We start from the raw sequence: 16,672 nt of genomic DNA, 5'->3' as shown, positions 1-16,672 counted from the left end.
CTCGAGGAGCATCGCCGCGCGTGGGAGAGACGCGTCAACCGTACGCGGAACCGTGCGGCCGGTCCGCGCGTCGAATGTCACGGGGATCGTGACACCGCGGTCGGGGAGGACACGAACATGGGGTTCGACATCACGGGGGTGATCGGTGCCGCGGGCGAGACGATCTCGGACGCGGCGTCGGAGATGGTCGACTTCGCGACGGGACACGACAGCGACGCGGCGGAGTCCGCGGCACGACTGACGGCGGAGTTCCACGCCGACGACGCCGTCCGGGTCGCGCGCGAGGCCGTCGACAGGTCCAGGGTGGGCGACACGGCGAGTGGCGCGAGCGTCGTGGTCCCGGAGGCGTTCGACGGCATGTCGCACCCCGAGATGTTCGCGAACACCACCGAACTCACGCCGGAGCTCCTCGATTCCGGTGCCGCGATGTGGCGCGAGGCCCACACCCGGGCGACCGCACTGGTGTGGACCCTGTGGAACGACCTCGGCGCCGTGCTCGGGACCGACTGGCAGGGCGCCGCGGCCGACTCCGCGCTCGCCGCGATCACCACGTACCGCACCGAGTCGTTGCGCACCCTCGACCTCATGGACATCGTCGCGGGCAAGCTCGAGCAGTCCCGCGACGGGTTCGCGCTCACCCGCGCCACCATGCCCGCCCCCCAGTCGTTCACACCGTCGGACTGGGCGCGCACCGCGATGACGGCCGCGTTCCTCGGACCCGTCGGCGCGGCCGGATCGATCACCGCGATGATGGCCGAGGAGGAGGAGCGGCGCGCCGAGGCCGTGGCGGTCATGAACGGCACCTACGTCCCCACCGCCGTCCGAGCCGATCACGGCGTGCCGGTGCTGACGCCGCCGGGAGATCCGGCGAGCGGGTCCGCGTCGGGTTCCTCGTCCTCGGCGGCCGGTGGCATGCGCGGAGGTGTCGACGCCGCATCGCTCGGTTCGACGGCACTCTCGTCGCTCGCGGCGACTCCCGCACCGACCACGGCGGCGTCGGTCGGCGACTCGACGCCCGTCGCAGGGCCACAGCCTGCGGCCGCCGCCCAGAACTCCGCGGGAGCAGGCACGAGCAGCACCCCGAACGGCGCAGCTCCGCCGCCGGGTGTCGCACCCGTGAGCACGGCACCGGTCGGCCCGTCGGGATCCCGGCCTGCCCTGACTTCACCCGCGGGCTTCGGGCGCGGCTCGACCCCCGCCGGGTACGGGACCGCAGGGCAGCGGTCATCGGCGGGATCCGGTGGGTCGGGCGCGCGGACACTCGGTCCGGGATCCTCGTCCGGGCGCGGCCCCTCGGGCGGTACCACCGGCCCCGTCCTGCAGAGCGCGACCTCAGCCGGCGCGGGCGGTTCCGGCGCGGGCACCCGCGCGGCGGCCTCCGGACCGGGCGCGATGATGCCGGGGAGCCGCGCCGGCGGAGACCAGGACGGCGACCACACCACGGCGGGCTACCTGGTCACGGCGGACAACGGCGACCGCCTGGTCGGGGAGCTCCCACTCGTCGCTCCCCCGGTGATCGGGTGATCGTTCGAGCGGCTCCCACGGGGGTCGCCTCGTGGCACCTCACGTCACTCGAGTTCGCCGTACTCCTCGACCGGATCGGCCGCGATCGAGTGCCGTTCCCCTTCTCCTGGACCACGCACGCCCGCACAGCCGCGGATCTGCGTGCGGAACGCGAGGCCGCCCGCCGCCGCCTCGGCGACCGATCGCTGCTGGCCGTCGCGTCCCTGCTCGGCGGACCCGGACTCCAGGTCACCGCCTGCGGGGTGGAGTCGGGCGATCGACGCGTGCGCATTCGAGCCGCAACCTCGTACTCCGCAATCCCGCTCCATTCCGACCGGCCTCCGGCCTTCCCGCTCCATTCCGACCGGCCTCCGGCCTTCCCGCTCGCCGTCGTGGTGGTCCAGGACCCGGGACCGACCTCCGACACCGGCGGCACGGTTCACGTTCACGCCGTACCACCGGAGCGCATGACCCACACCCTCACGGCGGCGCTGCCCCACCGCCGCGCGGGACGGGTGACGCCGTCGTCCGTGTCCCGCGACGACGTGGTCCGCGCTCCGTCGTCCCACCTGCACGATTCGCGTGGCGACACCGACCGCGATCGCGTGATCCACATCCTCGACGGGCCACGGGAGGGGCTCGGTGAGATCGTCGTGGGACACGGCGGCGACGGCCCGCTCGAGGCGATCGCCGGCAGACGGTGGATCGACGCGCTCGGTGACGGGCGCTACCTGGTGCACGCGACCGACGTGGTGGCGGTGCTGCCCGCCACGGCCCAGACCATCGCGGCGGCGCTCGACGACGAGATCCGACGGGCCGGTGCGGTACCACCGGTGACGGGTACACGCAGCTAGGGTTGGGCCATTGAACGCTGCGGCGCTGACGCGTGCGCGGCCGATCGAGAGGACTGGGCAGATGAGCGATCGCTACCCGCGCGACTCCGACAACCGCGACGTCGGCAACTACGGCTACGACGACCGCACTCGGGCCTACGGTCGGCAGGAGCCCTACGCCGAGCCCGGTGGTCAGCGCTACGCACCGCAGAAGCCCGCATCGTCCGGACTGAAGTTCGACGTCGGCCCGTTCATCGGCGGAGTCGTCGCCACCGCCATCACCACGTTCATCGCAGGATGGGTGGCCACGGCGATCGTCCAGGCCGTCTACAACCGAACCGGAACCAGCGTGTTCTGGATGTACGGACTGGAGGATCCCTGGATCGCCGGTGTGTACGGCGCCCTCGCCGCGATCCTCGCCGGAGCGTTCATGCTCCTGCTGTTCCAGGCGGTGCCGTCACCGAACACGTTCTTCAGCTGGATCGCCGGACTGGTGGTCGTCGCGATCATCGTGCTGCCGTTCCTCGCCGCGGGAGCGATCACCGCTGCGTTCGGCTCCGCGATCGTCAACGGCCTGATGGGGTTCGTCATCGTGGCCCTGCTGTCCACCACCGCGGCCAAGACGTATCACGGTCGTCCCTGACAGCCCCCGTCGTGCGTGACGCTCAGGGAATCCAGTACCCCTGAGCTTTGACCGACCTGCGCGGAACGCGGTAGTCGGACTTCAGGATCGACGCGATCGAGCGCGTCGTGACCGTGTCGCACGCGACCCATGCGGCGTGGCGGGACGCGTCGAACGCTGCGGCCGAGACGGCCTCCACCATCGAGGCACCGCCGTCACGCCGTCGTACTCGATGTACCTGCGTGGCGCTCGTCGCCGCGAGCGGGAGCGCGTCGTCGCCGTCGTGCACGGTCTCGAGCCACAGGGTGACGGGAAGATCGTCGGGCAGAGCGGCCAGCAACGAGTTCACCGCGGGAAGTGCCGCGCTGTCTCCCGCGATGAGGTACCCGGCGGGAAGCGGGTCCGGTACCGCGTACTTCGAGCCCTGGAAGGTCGCCTCGAGGGTGTCGCCAGGGGCGGCGCGTCGTGCCCAGTGCGCGGCCGGACCGTCGTGCAGCGCGAACTCGAGGTCGAAGCGGTCGTTCTCGGGGTCCGGGTTCACGACCGTGTAGGCACGGTGGTGCAGCGAGGCACTGCCGTCGTCGGTGGGAAACCACAGGCGCAACCACATCGTGGGATGCACGGGCTTACGCGTGAACAGTCCACCCGCGGAGACCGTCAACCGACGGTAGTGCGGGGTGACGTCCTCCGCCGCGAGGACGGTCAGCAGCACGTCCGAGCCGCCCATCAGCTTGAGGACCGTGCCCTGCCAGCCCTTGGTCTGCTCGCTGGTCGCTGCGTCGGTCATGCAGCTGAGGGTAGCCTAACCCTGACCGACGTGGGGGTGTGCCAACTCCTCGAGGTACTCCGCGATGCCGTCGTCGTCGTTGCTCGCGACCACCCGATCGACGAGAGCCTGCACCTCAGGGATGGCATTGGACGGACAGATCGCGGTGCCGGCCCACGCGAGCATCTCCAGATCGTTGCGTGCGTCGCCGGCGGCCGCAACCTCCCGCCGTGCGATTCCGCGGCGCTCGCACAGCGCCGCCAGAGCGGTCGCCTTGGACACTCCGCGCGCGGCGATCTCCACGTAGGGCGCGCCGGAATGGGTGACCGAGACATCGTCGACACCGCCGGCGAGCAACGCGCGGTAGAGATCGACGCTCGGCACGGTGGCGTGGCGGGCGACGATCTTCACCATGTCCTCCCGCAACCACGGGAAGGCCGGAGGCCGGTCGCTGTCGGACGGGAAATCACCACCCACGACAGTGTCCATGGTGGACGGGTCGCGGTGATGGTCGGAGAACACGCACAACGCGGCGTATCCCGTCTCCGCGACGAACGAGGTGGGTCCGACCGCGGCGACCACGGTTCCCGGTACGAGGGCGCGCACCCGGTCGACCGCGGCCTGGCCGACGGCGACGTCCATCCCCACCGTCTCGGTGATCACGGGTGTCCCGTCGGCGAGATCGATGAGGACGGCGCCGTTGGCGCACACCGCAATTCCGCGGAAACCGCTCTGCTTGGCGAACTCGTGCACGGAGTGCCGAGCACGGGCGGTGGCCCACACCACGTCGATCCCCGCGTCTCGCGCTGCCGCCATGGCGTCAGCGGTGCGCGCGGAGATGGTCCGGTCGGAGCGCAGCAGCGTCCCGTCGAGATCGGTGGCGAAGAGTCGAACGGTCACCGGGCCAGCCTCTCACCCGGTGACCGTTCCGACCGGGAGTCAGCTCAGCGCGTCGGCGATGGGCGTCTCGCCCTGGTCGAACTCGATCATGCGGCCGGCGGTGGACGGGGTGTCGAGCACGGTGGCGATCACCGCGGCCACGTCGTCGCGACTGACCGAGGCGCCCGTCGCTCCCTGCTCCTTGGTGGTGATGGAGCCGGTGCCGGCGTCGTCGGTGAGACCGGACGGCGCGACGATGGTCCAGGACAGGTCGCTGTTCTTCAGGTGCTGATCGGCCTCGGCCTTCGCCTCGGCGTACGCGTAGAAGGAGTCGTCCGGGGAGACACCGTGATCCGGTCCGGCACCGAAGTACGACACCAGCACGAACCGCGGGACGCCCGACGCGGACGCCGCGTCGATGCAGCGGATGGCGGCGTCGCGGTCCACGGCGTAGGTGCGGTCGGCATCGCCACCCCCGGCGCCGGCAGCGAAGACGACGGCGTCGTGGCCGGTCACGGTTCCGGCGATCTCCTGGGTGGTCTGCGCCTCGACGTCCGCGACGACGGCGGTTGCGCCGGTCTTCTCGATGTCGGCGGTCTGATCGGGATTGCGGATCAGCGAGGTGACCTGGTGCCCACTCTCGGTCAGTATCTTCGCGAGCTTCAGGGCGATCTTGCCGTGGCCGCCGACGACTGCGATGCGTGACATGAGTTCCGGGTGTCCCTTCTTCGAGCACGGGCGGCCGTACGACCGTCCACAGGGGGGGTTTCCCTGCTGTCGGCGCCCGACAAACATCGGACGCCGATCAGGGATACGGTCTGCCCGCCGCGGCGGGACCACGCACCTTCCCGACGAGCCCGGCGACCGCCAGGATGGTGACCACGTAGGGCAGCATCAACATGAATTCGCTGGGTACCGGCGAGCCGATGATGCCCAGCACGTTCTGCAGGTTGGACGCGAATCCGAACAGCAGGGCCGCCAACGTCGCACGGACGGGATCCCAGCGTCCGAAGATCACGGCGGCGAGGGCGATGTAGCCGGCACCGGCGGTCATCTCCTTGCCGAACGCACCGACCGACCCCAGGGTGAAGTACGCGCCGCCCATGCCGGCGATGGCCCCCGCGAGGCAGACGTTCCAGAAGCGGGTGCGTGCGACGTCGATACCCACGGAGTCCGCGGCGCGCGGATGCTCACCGACCGCGCGCAACCGCAGGCCCCACCGCGTGCGGAAGAGGCCGACGAACACGGCCGCCACAGCGATGTACATGACGTACTCGATGACCGTCTGCCGGAACAGCACCGGACCGATGATCGGGATCTGCGAGAGCAGCGGAATCTCGATGCGAGGGAAGCGCGGCGGCGTGTTCAGTGTCGCGGCGCTGGGGACCAGCACCTTGGAGTACAGGAAGCTGGTGAGCCCGACGACGAGCACGTTGAGCACCACGCCGACGATGACCTGGTTGACGAAGTACCGGATGGAGAACACCGCGAGGACGCTGCCCACCAAGGCTCCTGCCACGAGGGCCGCGGCGAGACCGACGTACGGCGACCCGGTGAGCGTCGCGACCACCGCGCTGACGAACGCGCCGCCGAGGAGCTGGCCCTCGATGGCGATGTTGATGATGCCGACGCGCTCGGAGACGACGCCGCCGAGCGCACCGAAGATCAGCGGCGTGCTGAGGGCGACGGTTCCGAGGAGCAGGCCCGGCACGGGAATGGTCTCGCCCACCGCGGACCACGTGAGGAACAGCAGGACGAACGCGACGGCGAACACCGCGGTGACCGCCACCGGTGTGCGCTGCCCCGCCCGGGTGCGAACCGCACTGACCAGCGTGAGGGCGGCGAGCAGGATCACGAGCGCGATGCACGTGGCGCGCGCGGGCAGCCCCACGTCCGGCAACCTGACGAAGTCGCTGTCACTGGCCAGGGAGAACGTGCTGGTGCCGCTGTCGCCCCGCAGCCCGAAGGCCAGCAGCGCGACGACGGTGACGACACCCAGGACGACGGGAAGCTTCCAGGAGGCGGCGGGACGGGACCCGGCGTCAGGAGGAGCCGTGGCGAGTGTGCTCATCAGCTCACCCCTTTCGCTCGAGGTTCGGGTAGTCGGAACACCGCTCGCACCAGGGGCGGCGCGGCGATGAACAGGACGATGACCGACTGGACGACGAGCACGATGTCGATGGGGATCGACTCCGCGGCCTGCATCGCGAAGCCGCCCCGCCTTGAAGGCTCCGAACAGGATGCCGGCGGCGAACACACCCCACGGACGCGAGCGCCCCAGCAGTGCCACCGTGATGGCGTCGAATCCGATGCCGGCGTCGATGTCAGCGGAGAAACCCGTGGTGACGGTACCGAGTACCTGTGCGACACCGGCGAGCCCGACCAGAGCACCCGACAGGACCATCGCGTAGATGTACACGCGCTCGACCTTGATGCCGGCCACGCGGGCCGCGGAGGCGTTCTCCCCGACGACACGGAACCGGAAGCCGACGCTCGACCTCTCGAGCAACCACCACACAGCTGCGGTCACGGCGATGACGAGGAGGAAGCCCCAGTGCAGCGAGTACTTCGATCCGAACAGCGACGGCAGGATCGCGTCGTCCATCATCGCGGGCGTCTTGGGGTTGTTGGAGCCGGGTGCCTGCAGCGCGCCGGGAGTGCGCAGCAGGTACGAGATCAGGTAGAACGCGACGTAGTTGAGCATGATCGTCACGATCACCTCGTGCGCGCCGGTCCGCGCTCGCAGCAGTCCGGCGATGCCGCCCCACAGCGCGCCGCCGACGACACCGGCCAGGATCGCGACGATGAGGTGCACGTAGGGCGGCAGGTCGAAGGTGAACCCGACGTAGCCGGCACACGCGGCGGCGATCAGCATCTGGCCGCGGCCGCCGATGTTGAACATGCCGACCCGGAACGCCAGCGCGACACCGAGACCCGCGGCGATCAGCGGGGTGGCGAAGGTGAGGGTCTCGGTGAGCGGACGGATACCGTCCGCGAACCGAGGCCGTCGGAAGTTGTAGACACTGCCCTGGAAGAGCGCCGAGTAGGCGCCCCAGACCGAGTCCCAGATCGCGGAGAGCATGTCCGTGGGCCGCGAGAAGAAGTAGCCCGCCGTCTCACGCACCTGCGGATCGGTGACGGCGATGAGAATCGCGCCGACCACGAACGCCATCAGGACCGACAGCAGGGACAGCAGCACACTGCCACTGGCGATCTTGCGCAGCACCGACTCGGACGTGGACGGCGGCGTCGCGGTGTCCGTCGCGGTCACGCGGCTCCCTCGGTGTTCGCGTCGGTGGAGTGGCCTCCGGCCATGAGCAGTCCCAACTCTTCTCGTGAGGCGTCGCCGGACACGATGCCGACGATGGCGCCTCGGTACATCACCGCGATGCGGTCGGCCAGCGCCGACACCTCGTCCAGCTCGGACGAGATCACGATGACGGGGGTGCCCGCGTCCCGCGTCGCGACGATGCGCTTGTGCACGAATTCGATGGATCCCACGTCGATTCCGCGCGTGGGTTGCGACGCGATGAGCAGGCGCAGATCGCGCCCGAGTTCCCGTGCGAGCACGACCTTCTGCTGGTTACCGCCCGAGAGTCTGCCGACGGCCGTGTCGATGCTCGGCGTGCGGATGTCGAACTCCGACACCTTCTCCGACGCGAACGACCGGAGGAAGGACCGCACGATGCTGCCACGAGCGGAGAACGGCCCGCCGTGCGACCGGTCGAGCATGAGGTTCTCGGCGATGGTGAACTCGCCGACGAGTCCGTCCTCGGTGCGGTCCTCGGGAACGAAACCCACACCGGCGTCGAGCACGGATTTCACGTCGCGACCGACCAGCGAGGCACCGTCGAGCGTGATCTGACCGGTCATCGCCGGATGCAGACCCAGCAGTGCTTCGGCGAGCTCCGTCTGACCGTTGCCCTGCACGCCCGCGATCGCCAGGATCTCGCCGGCGCGCACCTCGAAGGACACGTCGTTCACCACCGGGCCGGCAGCACCCGGAACCGTCAGGTTCGACACGACCAGCGCGGCATCCCCCAGCTGCGCCGGGTCCTTGGCGACGCGCAACTGCACGTCGCGACCGACCATGAGGGACGCCAGTTCGCCGTCGGTGGCGGTCGGCTCGGCCTGGCCGACGACCTTCCCGAGGCGGACGACGGTGATGCGATCGGCGACCACGCGCACCTCACGCAGCTTGTGCGTGATGAAGACGATGGCCGTTCCCGCCTCGGCGAGCTGACGCATGATCGTCATCAGCTCGTCGGTCTCCTGCGGGGTGAGGACCGCCGTCGGCTCGTCGAAGACCAGGATGTCGGCCTCGCGGGAGAGCGCCTTGATGATCTCGACGCGCTGCTGCACGCCGACCGGGAGATCGCCCACTGTCGCGTCCGGATCCACGTCGAATCCGAAGCGGGCCGACACCTCCCGTACCAGCGCACGAGCCGCGTCGAGATCGAGGCGACCGCCGAACGTCGTCTTCTCGTTGCCCAGGATGATGTTCTCGGCGACGGTGAACACCGGGATCAACATGAAGTGCTGGTGCACCATGCCGATCCCGGCGGTCATCGCCTCGCCGGGGCCGGCGAAGGTGCGCCGCTCCCCGTCGATGAGGATCTCGCCCTCCTCCGCCCGGTACAGGCCGCTGAGGACGTTCATCAACGTCGACTTCCCGGCACCGTTCTCACCGAGCAGGCAATGGATCTCGCCCGCCTCGACCGTGAGATCGATGTGGTCGTTGGCGACCAGGGAACCGAAACGCTTGGTGATGCCCCGGAGTTCGAGCTTCGGCAGGTCGTGCCCGGGGCTGCTGTCGAGCGTGGACGCGGTGTCGTTCGACGCCATCGTCAGTTGGGCGACGAGGGCGACGTGACCGTGATCGATCCGTCGATGATGCCCGCGCGGATCGTGTCGAGTTCACCCTGCAGAGCCGGATCGACCTGCGACTCGAAATCGTGGAACGGAGCGATGCCGACACCGTCGTTCTCGAGCGTGCCGACGTACGGGGTGTTGTCGAAGGAGCCGTCGCCGACCGCCTTGACCACTTCCTCGGTACTGGTGGCGAGGCCCTTGGTCACCGACGTGAGCACCAGGTCGGACACCGACGGGTCGGAGACGTACACGTCGGCGTCGGCGCCGATCAGCGCGATCGGACGGTTCGCGTCACGGATGGCCTGGGCAGCGGACTGGTAGATCGGACCACCGACCGGGAAGATGACGTCGGCGTTCTGGTCGATGAGGCCCTGCGCGGTGTTCTTCGCGACCTCGTTCGCCTCGAATCCACCTGTGAAGGAGCCGTTCTGGGCGTCGACGTCCCAACCGATGACGCGCACGTCGCGGTTCTTCTGCTCGTTGAAGTACTTCACACCGTCGGCGAAGCCGTCCATGAAGATGGTGACGGTGGGGAACTGCGATCCGCCGAAGGTACCGACAGTGTTGGTCTTGCTGTAGCTCGCTGCGGCGTAGCCGGCGAGGAACGCGGACTGCGCCGTGTCGTAGGTCAGCGGCTTGACGTTGTCCAGTTCGATGGACGAGTCGTCGACGATGGCGAAGTTGACGTCGGTGTTCTGCTCCGCGGCTTCCTTGGTGGCGTCCGCGAGCGCGAAACCGACCGTGACCACCAGTCCGCAGCCCTGATCGACGAGGTTGTTCAGGTTGGGCGTGTAGTCCGTCGGGGAGTTCGACTGCACCGTGATCGGCTCGACGTTCAGTTCGCCGGCCGCGGTCTGCAGGCCCTCGTAGCTCAGCTGGTTGAAGGACTTGTCGTCGAAGCCGCCGGAGTCGGAGACCATGCACGGGGTGAAGTCACCCGAGTCGGATCCGCCGCTCGCGCTGTCTTCCGGCGCTGACCCACAGGCGGTGACCAGGGTGAACGCGCTCGCGACTGCGACGGTGGAGAGTGTTGCTCTGGAAAGGGTGTTCGGCACGGGTGTGCTCCGTTTCGCTCGTGGCTGTGATGGAACATTAACCCGAGCGTCGAACGAGCGCCGAGCGTCCGCCCGAAAACCTGTGTGCGACCCACCCCCGGACATGCCACTGGGGCCGGACACCTGTCGGTGTCCGGCCCCAGTGTGAAGTTTCGGTGGGTTACTCCGAAATCAGATCGCGCGAACGCCGCTCGCCTGAGGACCCTTGGCGCCCGAGGTGACCTCGAACTCGACGCGCTGGTTCTCTTCGAGGCTCTTGAAGCCGGTGCCCTGGATCTCGGAGAAGTGGACGAACACGTCAGGTCCATCTTCCTGAGCGATGAAGCCGAAGCCCTTTTCGGCGTTGAACCACTTGACGGTGCCCTGAGTCATGGTGTTGCTCCCTACAGCTGATACTTCGAGTTTCACACCGTGTGAAACCCGGGCCGGCACTGAACGTGACGAACTCCGAGTTTCCTCAGAAAGACGCACACGCTCGCAACTACAAGTTCCCAGCGAGCGTGCATGAACACGAACACACAAAAACTACGACCTGTCAGCTGCGATAAGGCTACAACACACCGGGGACCATGCGCCACCGGTACCGCGTGAGGTGACGCGAAGCACCGAGCGGGTATACCCGTCTCATGACCGACCCGACGACCTCCGTGGCCGACGCGCTCGTCGCGCTGCGTGACCGCGCGCCCCTCGTCCACGCCGTGACCAATTACGTCACAGCGGGTTTCACCGCGAACGTGCTCCTCGCCGCCGGTGCCAGTGCGGCCATGGTGGACAACGAGGACGAGGCGGCGCTGTTCGCCGGGGTGGCCGACGCGGTGCTGATCAACCTCGGCACGCCCCAGCCGCAGCTGCGTGAGGTGTACCTGGCCACCGCGGCGGCCACCGCGGCGGCGGGCACCCCGTGGGTGCTGGACCCCATCGCTGCCGGTGGATTGCCGTGGCGCGGCGCACTCGCCCGCGACCTTCTCGAGCACCGACCCGCAGCCGTCCGGGGAAACGCGTCCGAGATCATCGGTCTCCACCGCCTGACCGGACTCGACACCGACGAGCGGAACGGGTCCGGACGCGGCGTGGACAGCTCGGACGATCCGGCGGACGCTGTCGACGCCGCACGTGGCCTGCTCGCCTACTCGACAGCGGTGTCCGCGAGTGGGGCGATCGACCACATCGCCCACGAGGGCGGACTCGCGACGGTGCACGGCGGCAGCGTCCTCATGACGAAGGTGACCGGAACCGGGTGTTCGCTCGGAGCTCTCGTCGCCGCGTACTGCGCCGCCGTCGACGACCACGGAGTCGCGACGATCGCGGCCCACACGCACGCGACGGTCGCCGCCGACATCGCGGCCGAGACCGCCACCGCGCCCGGCTCGTTCGCGGTCGCCTACCTGGACGCACTGCACGCCGTCACTCCCGACGACATCCTCCGGCGCGCGCACGTCGAGTGGCTGCCACGGTGACGTCACCGATCACCGACTACCTGGAGGCCGTGCTGCGCGCCTGCCGGGACTCGGACGGCGGCGAGGTCCTCACGGGCAACCGCATCCTCTCGGAGGCCGACCCCGACGTGTTCTCGGTCGCCGTCGTCACCGTCGAGGGCACGGTCTACTGCGCCGGCGACGTGGACTCGTCCTTCTCGATCCAGTCCATCTCCAAGGCACTCACCTACGCCCTCGCGCTGGCCGACCGTGGGCTCGACGCCGTGCACCGCAAGATCGACGTCGAGCCGTCGGGCGACGCGTTCAACGAGATCTCGCTCGAACGCGACACCGGCCGCCCGCGCAACGCGCTCATCAATGCCGGTGCCATCGCGGCACACTCGTTGGTCGAGGGGCGTGACGTGGAGCATCGCGTCGACCGGATCCTCGCGCTGCACTCCGCGTTCGTCGGCCGCGACCTCTCGATCGACGACGACGTGTTCGACGCCGAGATGGAGTCGAGCGACCGGAACCTGGCGCTCGCCCACATGCTCGCCTCGGTGAAGGTCCTCGAGTGCGATGCACACGAGGTCGTCACCGGGTACGCCAGGCAGTGCAGCATCGACGTCACCACACCCGATCTCGCGATGCTCGCCGCGACGATGGCGAACGGCGGTGTCCATCCCGAGAGCGGCGAGCGGGTGGCGACGTCCGCCGTCGTGCGACAGGTGCTCTCGACCATGACCACGTGCGGGATGTACGACGGCACGGGCGACTGGATCGCGAACGTCGGCATTCCCGCGAAGAGCGGTGTGTCCGGCGCGATCATCGGGGTGCTGCCCGGTCAGCTCGGGATCGCCGTCCACTCCCCACGACTCGACGACCGGGGCAACAGCGTGCGCGGGGTCGAGGTGTTCGAGCGACTGTCGCGGGACATGGATCTGCACATGATGGACATCGCCCCGTCCGGTCACTCCGCGGTGCGCCGGGCCCGTGAGGAGGACGGCCGCACGGTGTACGAGCTGCAGGGCGACATCCGGTTCGCCGGCGCGGAGAACATCATGAGCCGCGTCCTGGCAGACCTTCCGGACGAGCCGACACGCATCGGCTTCGAGCTCGAGCCCGCCCGAGCGGTCAACGGAGCTGCGGTGCGGCTGCTCGGTGAGCTGATCGAGCGACTGCGCGGCGACGGCCACGACGTCGAGGTGGACGACCCCAACGGGCTCATGTAGCGGGAAGGCCGGAGGACGGCCGGGGTCGGAGAGTGGAAAGGCCGGAGGCCGGCCGGAATCAGACGAGCCGGAGTTCTCTCCGTGAGCGGAAGGTGCGGGGGTCGCCGGTGAGCGGATCGGTGAAGCTCAACCGGCGCGCGAGCAACTGCAGGGGTGTCGAGAAGTCGTCGGGCGCCACGGACGTGAACGTCGGGTAGTACGGGTCGCCGTGGATCGGGATGCCGAGCGAGGAGAGATGCAGGCGCAGCTGATGCGTCTTGCCCGTGCGAGGGAAGAGCCGGTAGCGCGCCGCGTCGCCCACCCTCTCGATGATCTCCACCCGTGTCTCGCTGTTCGGCTCACCCGGTTCCTCGTGCGCGGTCATGACGCCGTGTTCCTTGACGATCCGGCTCTCGACACTGCGCGGGAAGGTGAGGCCGGGGTCGAATCCGGCGACGGCCTCGTACTCCTTGTCCACGCTCCCGTCGACGAAGAGGTCCTGGTACGCCCGGCGGAATCGGGCTGCTCTGGTGAACATCAGGACTCCCGCGGTGGCGCGGTCGAGCCGATGGGCCGGCGTGATGTCCGGCTCGTCGAAGAGCCGCCGCAGCCGCACCGTCGCGGTCTCGGTGATGTGACGCCCGCGCGGGATGGTCGCAAGGAAGTGGGGCTTGTCGACGACGACGATCGCGTCGTCGACGTGCAGGATCTCCATCTCGAAGGGAACCGGCACCTCGGGCTCCGGGATCCGGTGGAAGTGCACGACGGCACCGGCGCGATAGGCCGTGTCCTCGCTGTACGGGCGGCCGCGCTCGTCGACCACCTCCCCCGCCGCCATCGTCGCCCGCCACGCGTCGCCGGGCAGCACGCTCTCCAGGTATTCGAGCGTGGTCGCCGGATGCTCGCCGTGGGGCAACCGATGCCGCAGCGGTGCGAGGCCGTCCCGGAACGGCAACGGCACTGTCACGTGGGGACGCACTCGGTGCAGACCAGAGCCAACCCACGACCGCGGCCGTCGTCCGTGTCGATGTACCGCGACGTGGGAGTGCCGCAGCGCGAACAGGTTCCGATGATCGCCGCATGATCGGAGAACTCGACGGTCTGGCGCTGGTCGAAGACGTACAACGAACCCGACCACAGACCGTCGTCACCGTACTTCTCGCCGTAGCGCACGATGCCGCCGTCCAGCTGGTAGACCTCCTCGAAGCCGCGCGAGCGCATCAAGGAGGACAACACCTCACATCGCACGCCCCCGGTGCAGTAGGTGACGACGGGCTTCGACTTCAGGTGGTCGAACACACCGGAATCCAACTGCGTTACGAACTCTCGCGTGTTCTCGACGTCCGGAACCACAGCGCCGTCGAAACGTCCGATCGCGGCCTCGAAGGCATTGCGGCCGTCGAGGAAGACGACGTCGTCCCCCCGCTCGGCCACCAGGTCGTGCACCTCCTCGGGTGCGAGGTGGCGGCCACCCCCCACGACGCCGTCCGCGGTCACGTGGAGTTCGTCCGGTACTCCGAATGTCACGATCTCGGGACGCACCCGGACACTGAGTGTGGGGAAGTCGCCGCCGCGGCCGTCCGACCACTTCACGTCCGCGGCCGCGAACGGCGCGTATTCACGAGTGCCGCGGACGTACTTCTTGACTGCGCGGACGTCGCCGCCCACAGTCGCGTTGATGCCGTGCGGGGAGACGATGATCCGGCCGGTGAGCCCGTGTGCGGACGCCAGGGTGTGCTGCCACAGCCGGACCGCCTCGGGGTCCGGCAGCGGCGTGAACACGTAGAACAGCACGATCTTGGGCGTCGACACGGAGGAACAGTCTAGATTCCTCGAGCCGGCCTGAAGTCACGGCGGTCAGGGAGCCAGGGGTTGGGCGGGAGCCACCGTCTGCGTGCCCGACCCGACGCGGAAACCCGCACCGAAGTAGGCCGTCGACGCGGGATCCTCCTTGGCGGTGACGTACCAGTGATCCATCTGCGCGCCCGACGGCGTCACCTCGAAGACACCGAACCCGTGCGTGTCGAGGTCGACGTACTTGACGTGGTGGTTGAAGGCCTTGAACGCCTCCTCCGCCACCCGTCCTACCGTGTGCTCCGGGACCTTCAGGAAGTCGTCGATGTTCGCCGAGGTGACCGACGTGACCACCAGCTCGGTCGCCACCGTTCCCGCCGCCGGGTACGCCGCGGCGTCGACCGGGATGTCGCACGCCCACGAGGAGTGGATGTCGCCGGTGATGAACACGGTGTTGTCGACTCCCGCGGTACGGATCGCGTCGAGCAGCCTACGACGGTCGGCCGTGTACCCGTCCCACGGATCGGCGTTGTAGGACACGCCGGCGGCCGGCAGCCCCAGCAGCTGGGTGACACCTCGCGCCGCCTCGGGGTCCAGCGGCGGAATCAGAGTCGGCGTGATCATCACCGGGTTGCCGATGATGCGCCACTGCGTGGGCGACGACGTCAGACCTGCCGTCAGCCACGCCATCTGGTCGGCGCCGGTGATGGTGCGATCCGGCGAGTCCACCGCCGGGCCCTGGAACGGCAGCACCTGCTTCGAACGGTAGGTGCGGAGATCGAGCATCGACAGCTCCATCAGCGTCCCGAACCGCAGTCGGCGGTACAGGTGCCGGTTGTTCGCGGTTCCCGCAGCGCGCACGGGCATCCACTCGTAGTAGGCCTGAACCGAGTTGGCCTTGCGCGAGGCCCAGTCCCCCTCGGTGTCCGGCTGATGGTTCTCGGCGCCCGTGGCGTAGGCGTCGTTCGCCGACTCGTGGTCGTCCCACGTGCAGATCCACGGAACACCTCGGTGAGCGGCCTGGAGATCCGGATCGGACTTGTACTGGGCGTGCCGGATTCGGTAGTCGGCGAGGGAGACGATCTCGTGCACTGGATCGTGCACTCGCACGACGCCGTTCTTGCCCTCGAAGCCGCCGGTCTCGTACTCGTAGATGTAGTCGCCCAGATGGATGATCGCATCGAGATCCTGGCGGGCGGCGAGATGGCGATACGCGGAGAAGTACCCCGACTCCCAATTGGCGCACGACACGACGCCGAATCGCAGGCGCGCGACGTCGGCCTCGGCGGCAGGGGCAGTACGGGTGGTGGCCACCGTCGACGACTCGCCCGCCGCCGTGAAGCGGTAGTGATAGGTCGTCGCCGGGCTCAGACCGGTGACGTCGACCTTCACCGTGTGGTCGGTGTCTGCAGAGGTGACGACGCTGCCCGAGCGCACCACGTCGGTCAGCGCGGCGTCGCGCGCCAGCTCCCACGTGACGGTGGTGGCCGGTCCACGGCCGGACCCCGGCGTCGCGTCGGGGGTCGGCGTGACGCGGGTCCACAGCAGGATCGCATCCTCGAGTGGGTCGCCCGAGGCGACGCCGTGTCGGAAGACGGACGACGACTGCGCCGCCGCGGTCCGCGCGGTGAGGGTCGCCGCGGCGCCCACCCCTGCGGCGAGGGTGGTGGTCCGGAGGAAGCCGCGGCGGTTCAGAGAAGTCTCGTGCACGCCCGTGAGTCC

Annotated in this window: 15 protein-coding genes; 5 read left to right on the top strand and 10 right to left on the bottom strand. The window is 69.1% G+C overall.

From position 1 onward, the window contains the following. Positions 1 to 117 precede the first annotated feature (117 nt). The 3 genes from QE449_RS05085 to QE449_RS05075 all read left to right on the top strand — a co-directional run bounded on the left by QE449_RS05085 (position 118) and on the right by QE449_RS05075 (position 2,979). Positions 118 to 1,524, top strand: a complete 1,407-nt coding sequence (locus tag QE449_RS05085; protein WP_307108336.1) for a hypothetical protein — start codon at positions 118 to 120, stop codon at positions 1,522 to 1,524. Continuing rightward, positions 1,521 to 2,357, top strand: coding sequence for an ESX secretion-associated protein EspG (locus tag QE449_RS05080; protein WP_307108335.1), 837 nt, complete (start codon positions 1,521 to 1,523; stop codon positions 2,355 to 2,357). Before QE449_RS05085 ends, QE449_RS05080 begins: the two co-directional genes overlap by 4 nt. Positions 2,358 to 2,418: 61 nt before the next feature. Then, positions 2,419 to 2,979: a hypothetical protein gene (locus tag QE449_RS05075; protein ID WP_051613116.1), complete on the top strand. Its 561-nt coding sequence runs from the start codon at positions 2,419 to 2,421 to the stop codon at positions 2,977 to 2,979. 22 nt (positions 2,980 to 3,001) lie between these two features. Here the strand turns inward: QE449_RS05075 and QE449_RS05070 are convergent, their stop codons facing one another. From QE449_RS05070 to QE449_RS05040, 7 genes are all read right to left on the bottom strand, one after another. Continuing rightward, entirely contained in the window at positions 3,002 to 3,745 is a 744-nt protein-coding gene (locus QE449_RS05070) for a siderophore-interacting protein (RefSeq protein ID WP_222632959.1), read from the bottom strand. Positions 3,746 to 3,760: 15 nt separating this feature from the next. Further along, positions 3,761 to 4,624, bottom strand: coding sequence for an HAD hydrolase family protein (locus tag QE449_RS05065; protein ID WP_307108334.1), 864 nt, complete (start codon positions 4,622 to 4,624; stop codon positions 3,761 to 3,763). A gap of 39 nt (positions 4,625 to 4,663) precedes the next feature. Continuing rightward, positions 4,664 to 5,311, bottom strand: a complete 648-nt coding sequence (locus QE449_RS05060) for an SDR family oxidoreductase (protein WP_027504733.1) — start codon at positions 5,309 to 5,311, stop codon at positions 4,664 to 4,666. Between the two features lie 97 nt (positions 5,312 to 5,408). Beyond that, positions 5,409 to 7,874, bottom strand: a complete 2,466-nt coding sequence (locus QE449_RS05055; protein ID WP_307108333.1) for a hypothetical protein — start codon at positions 7,872 to 7,874, stop codon at positions 5,409 to 5,411. Continuing rightward, positions 7,871 to 9,448, bottom strand: coding sequence for an ABC transporter ATP-binding protein (locus QE449_RS05050; RefSeq protein ID WP_307108332.1), 1,578 nt, complete (start codon positions 9,446 to 9,448; stop codon positions 7,871 to 7,873). The genes QE449_RS05055 and QE449_RS05050 overlap by 4 nt, the downstream gene beginning before the upstream one ends. A 2-nt stretch (positions 9,449 to 9,450) precedes the next feature. After that, positions 9,451 to 10,530 (bottom strand): BMP family protein, encoded by a 1,080-nt coding sequence (locus tag QE449_RS05045; RefSeq protein WP_037184768.1) that lies wholly within the window; start codon positions 10,528 to 10,530, stop codon positions 9,451 to 9,453. A 171-nt stretch (positions 10,531 to 10,701) separates the two neighbouring features. After that, positions 10,702 to 10,902, bottom strand: a complete 201-nt coding sequence (locus QE449_RS05040) for a cold-shock protein (RefSeq protein WP_027504730.1) — start codon at positions 10,900 to 10,902, stop codon at positions 10,702 to 10,704. A 254-nt stretch (positions 10,903 to 11,156) separates the two neighbouring features. Between QE449_RS05040 and thiM the strand changes: the two genes are divergently transcribed. Together thiM and glsA are read left to right on the top strand one after the other, a co-directional pair. Continuing rightward, the gene (gene thiM, locus QE449_RS05035) at positions 11,157 to 11,987 is read left to right on the top strand and encodes a hydroxyethylthiazole kinase (protein WP_307108331.1); all 831 of its coding nucleotides are present in this window, start codon (positions 11,157 to 11,159) and stop codon (positions 11,985 to 11,987) included. Beyond that, positions 11,984 to 13,177, top strand: coding sequence for a glutaminase A (gene glsA, locus QE449_RS05030; RefSeq protein WP_307108330.1), 1,194 nt, complete (start codon positions 11,984 to 11,986; stop codon positions 13,175 to 13,177). The genes thiM and glsA overlap by 4 nt, the downstream gene beginning before the upstream one ends. Positions 13,178 to 13,235: 58 nt before the next feature. Here the strand turns inward: glsA and QE449_RS05025 are convergent, their stop codons facing one another. Genes QE449_RS05025 through QE449_RS05015 form a run of 3 tightly spaced genes read right to left on the bottom strand, consistent with a single transcriptional unit; the run spans position 13,236 to position 16,660 of the window. Further along, positions 13,236 to 14,123, bottom strand: a complete 888-nt coding sequence (locus QE449_RS05025) for a pseudouridine synthase (protein WP_307108329.1) — start codon at positions 14,121 to 14,123, stop codon at positions 13,236 to 13,238. After that, complete coding sequence (locus tag QE449_RS05020) at positions 14,120 to 14,968, bottom strand: rhodanese-related sulfurtransferase (protein ID WP_307108328.1); 849 nt, start codon at positions 14,966 to 14,968, stop codon at positions 14,120 to 14,122. Before QE449_RS05020 ends, QE449_RS05025 begins: the two co-directional genes overlap by 4 nt. A gap of 45 nt (positions 14,969 to 15,013) precedes the next feature. Next, positions 15,014 to 16,660 (bottom strand): alkaline phosphatase, encoded by a 1,647-nt coding sequence (locus QE449_RS05015; protein WP_222632964.1) that lies wholly within the window; start codon positions 16,658 to 16,660, stop codon positions 15,014 to 15,016. Positions 16,661 to 16,672 lie beyond the last annotated feature (12 nt).

Origin of the sequence: Rhodococcus sp. SORGH_AS_0303, from assembly GCF_030819335.1 — a bacterium.
GTDB lineage: Bacteria > Actinomycetota > Actinomycetes > Mycobacteriales > Mycobacteriaceae > Rhodococcoides.
The sequence above is the reverse complement of the archived record's forward strand: the minus strand, read 5'-3'. Positions and strand labels throughout refer to the sequence as shown.

What these genes read in the sequence shown, in the direction of transcription:
- QE449_RS05070 (WP_222632959.1), bottom strand. Translation starts at nt 3,745, where the DNA reads ATGACCGACGCAGCGACCAGCGAGCAGACCAAGGGCTGGCAGGGCACG.
- QE449_RS05075 (WP_051613116.1), top strand. Translation starts at nt 2,419, where the DNA reads ATGAGCGATCGCTACCCGCGCGACTCCGACAACCGCGACGTCGGCAAC.
- QE449_RS05060 (WP_027504733.1), bottom strand. Translation starts at nt 5,311, where the DNA reads ATGTCACGCATCGCAGTCGTCGGCGGCCACGGCAAGATCGCCCTGAAG.
- thiM (WP_307108331.1), top strand. Translation starts at nt 11,157, where the DNA reads ATGACCGACCCGACGACCTCCGTGGCCGACGCGCTCGTCGCGCTGCGT.
- QE449_RS05040 (WP_027504730.1), bottom strand. Translation starts at nt 10,902, where the DNA reads ATGACTCAGGGCACCGTCAAGTGGTTCAACGCCGAAAAGGGCTTCGGC.
- QE449_RS05050 (WP_307108332.1), bottom strand. Translation starts at nt 9,448, where the DNA reads ATGGCGTCGAACGACACCGCGTCCACGCTCGACAGCAGCCCCGGGCAC.
- QE449_RS05085 (WP_307108336.1), top strand. Translation starts at nt 118, where the DNA reads ATGGGGTTCGACATCACGGGGGTGATCGGTGCCGCGGGCGAGACGATC.